3 protein-coding genes are annotated in these 2,795 nt (G+C 41.0%); 2 read left to right on the forward strand and 1 reads right to left on the reverse strand.

The features are described 5' to 3' along the window. Positions 1-456, forward strand: a 456-nt coding sequence (locus tag ACFE93_RS18650) for a WD40 repeat domain-containing protein (protein ID WP_375475014.1), incomplete at its 5' end; no start/stop codon positions are given. 774 nt (positions 457-1,230) lie between these two features. Here ACFE93_RS18650 and ACFE93_RS18655 read toward each other — a convergent pair. Continuing rightward, a complete protein-coding gene (locus ACFE93_RS18655; RefSeq protein ID WP_375475016.1) occupies positions 1,231-2,544 on the reverse strand; it encodes a TldD/PmbA family protein in 1,314 nt (437 codons plus the stop codon). Positions 2,545-2,559: 15 nt separating this feature from the next. On the opposite strand from ACFE93_RS18655, the gene ACFE93_RS18660 reads away from it, so the two are divergent. Beyond that, the gene (locus tag ACFE93_RS18660) at positions 2,560-2,694 is read left to right on the forward strand and encodes a hypothetical protein (protein ID WP_375475018.1); all 135 of its coding nucleotides are present in this window, start codon (positions 2,560-2,562) and stop codon (positions 2,692-2,694) included. The last annotated feature ends 101 nt before the right edge of the window (positions 2,695-2,795 follow it).

The following is a 2,795-nucleotide window of genomic DNA, read 5'->3' on the forward strand; positions in this document are numbered from 1 at the left end:
GGTAAAACCCTTGCTAGCGGTAGCTGGGATAAAACAATTAAATTGTGGAATCTGGGCACAGGAAAGTTAATCCGCACCTTAGAGGGAAATGCAGAGCCGATTCTTTCAGTCGCTTTTGCTCCCGATGGTGTCATCCTTGCCAGTGGCAGTAAAGACAAGACAGTTAAATTGTGGAATCTGAAAACAGGAAAGTTAATCCACACCTTAAAAGGACATCATGATAAGGTTAATTCTGTCGCCTTTTTACCAAGCGTAAGTTCAAATGGTATTACCCTTGTAAGTGGTAGTAGTGACAAGACAATCAAACTTTGGAACCCAGTCACAGGAAAGGAAATCCGCACTTTGGAGACAGGTTCTGGATATATTTATGCTGTTGCCATTAGCCCAGATGGACAAACCATTGCTGGTGGTGGAAGTGGTGAGAACATTCTCAAAATTTGGCAGATGATTAATTAAAAATATCTAATGTGTACGTTCGGGATAGATTGCGACTTTTTCGGGTTCTACCTCAGAATATTTAGCTGTGCAAAAATCTTAGATTAATCCTAGCTTTAAAAGATGATATTAGCGAAGACTGTATTATGATAATATTTTTTACTTACTCAGGATTATAGCTTGAAAAAATATCAAAATCTATCCCTAAACCTACGAAAATGGGTTTAATATAGGTTTTTTATTGTTAAAAAATATCTCTAAATCAAAGTTTATGATTAATACAGCAGATTGCAACTTGGTGAGGTACAGATTATCGTAAGGGCACAACATTATTGTGCCCCTACCTGTGCACCTCATTTACCTGAAAAACGCTGTAATATATTTTTCCTGCTCATACTATTTTCTTCACTATAATTGTTACTCTGATTATTGGTGATAGCGTAGCAGAGATTTGGGAACTTTAATGCTCTTGCTACATCTTAATTGTTCAGGGGTGTTTATTACTCTAAATAGTGTGAAAAACCATATTCATACCAATTTTGGATTTTAGATTTGGGATTTTTTATTACAAATCTTTACTAAAAAGCTGTTCGGTGGAATTTTAGAGGATGTTTTAAAAGTCGTTGGCAAAATACAGCAGAATTCAGAATGGGCTGCGCCCCGCTGTGCTAACAGAAGTAAAACAGGCTTTATATCTGGCTTTGAGATGAATCGTTGTGTAGTTCACTAATTTGAAACTTTCTGTATAATTAGTTACTACACAATTCCTGTCTCCAACTACGAATTACGAATTATTTAATTGCTTCTTCCCGTGGTAGATAGCCCTTCTACTATCAAAGACGGAGTATAACAAGAACCATTCCAATCAACATCGTTGCCTAGTGTAACCAATTGCTTCAGGGCTGTGTAAACATTACCTGCAACCATCGTATCCTTAACACGCCCAATCACTTGACCATTTTGGACGCGGTAGCCTAAATCGACGTTGATCGAAAAATCTCCAGAAATACTGCCGCCACCACCCAACATTTGATCGACAATCAAGCCATCATCTAGTTGTTGAATCAAATCTGGTAGCGATGCTGAACCTGGCTGGATGAGAAAATTAAATAAACCAGGGGTGGGATAGCTGCCTAAACCAGGGCGAAAACCATTTCCAGTGGTGTAGGTACCCAGTTGGGAGCCAGTGGTGCGATCGCCATAAAAATGCTGTAAAGTCCCGTTTTGGATAAATACCAGAGATTGAGTAGGAGTGCCTTCATCATCAAAAGGGCAACTGTAAGGGCCAGCTTCTGGATCTTGGTAAATGGTGAGACTGGGTGCAACTACTTCCTTACCCAAACGTTCTGCCCAAGGTGAAGCTGCTTCTAAAACTCGCTTGCCATTCAAAGCGGCTTGCACAGTACCCCAAAGCATATCGGCGGCTTTAGAAGTGAACAAAATCGGGACGCGACCAGTGGGAGGTGAGATATTTTCTCTGGCCCAAATTAACCGTTGTAAAATTTGATTAGCTAATCTCTGTGGATCGAGTTCCCCCCGGTTGGTTTGACCATCAGCAACACTTAAAAAATCATCACCACGCACCCATTCTGCTGATACATAGCAGCTGAGGGTAGTATCAGTATAGTGACAATCTAAACCTTTGGTGTTGACTAGTCTGGTGGTTTCAATATCACATTCCCAGTCACCATTGCATACAACATCGGGATAGGCATCACGGATGAGTGCGATCGCTTGTTTGCCCCAATCTACCAAAACCTCTATCGGTAAACTTTCTCCTAAATCGGGGTATTCAGGCTGAAAGTTAGAGCCTAATTCGACAGTTTCTGGTTGATTTAGTTGACTCAGAGCCAGAGCTTTTTCCACCATTACTTCGGCTAAGACAGAACCGTAAGCCACTGTCAGTCCCGGACACCCGTTTCGCCAAAGCCGTAGTGCTGTGCCTTCAGATTGGTTAGTTTCTAGCTGTTTGAGTCGGTTTGCCTCAAAAAACACGGGACGAGAAAGCGATCGCGACTGATACACCTCAGCAGCTTCTGCTCCAGATTTTATAGCTAGTTCCAACAACTGTTCGGCTAGTGTATCTTGTGATAAATTTTCAGAACCCATGACCCTTAGTGAATTGTGGATTTTGAACCGCATATCAACGCTGTCTCAAGAGAAGTGCGATCGCACTTTCCAGTGATGAACGCAGATAACTATCCAAAAATCATCAGTGTTTCCTTACAGTTACGATTTGGAACCGCACATCGACACTGATGGACGCAGTTAATTATCCCAAATCATTGTCATGTCTCAACGGATCTTGTCATTTGTCATTTGTCATTTGTCATTTGTCATTTGTCATTTGTCATTTGTCA

Origin of the sequence: uncultured Nostoc sp. (assembly GCF_964247315.1) — a bacterium.
Taxonomy (GTDB): domain Bacteria; phylum Cyanobacteriota; class Cyanobacteriia; order Cyanobacteriales; family Nostocaceae; genus Nostoc.

What these genes read in the sequence shown, in the direction of transcription:
- ACFE93_RS18655 (WP_375475016.1), bottom strand. Translation starts at nt 2,544, where the DNA reads ATGGGTTCTGAAAATTTATCACAAGATACACTAGCCGAACAGTTGTTG.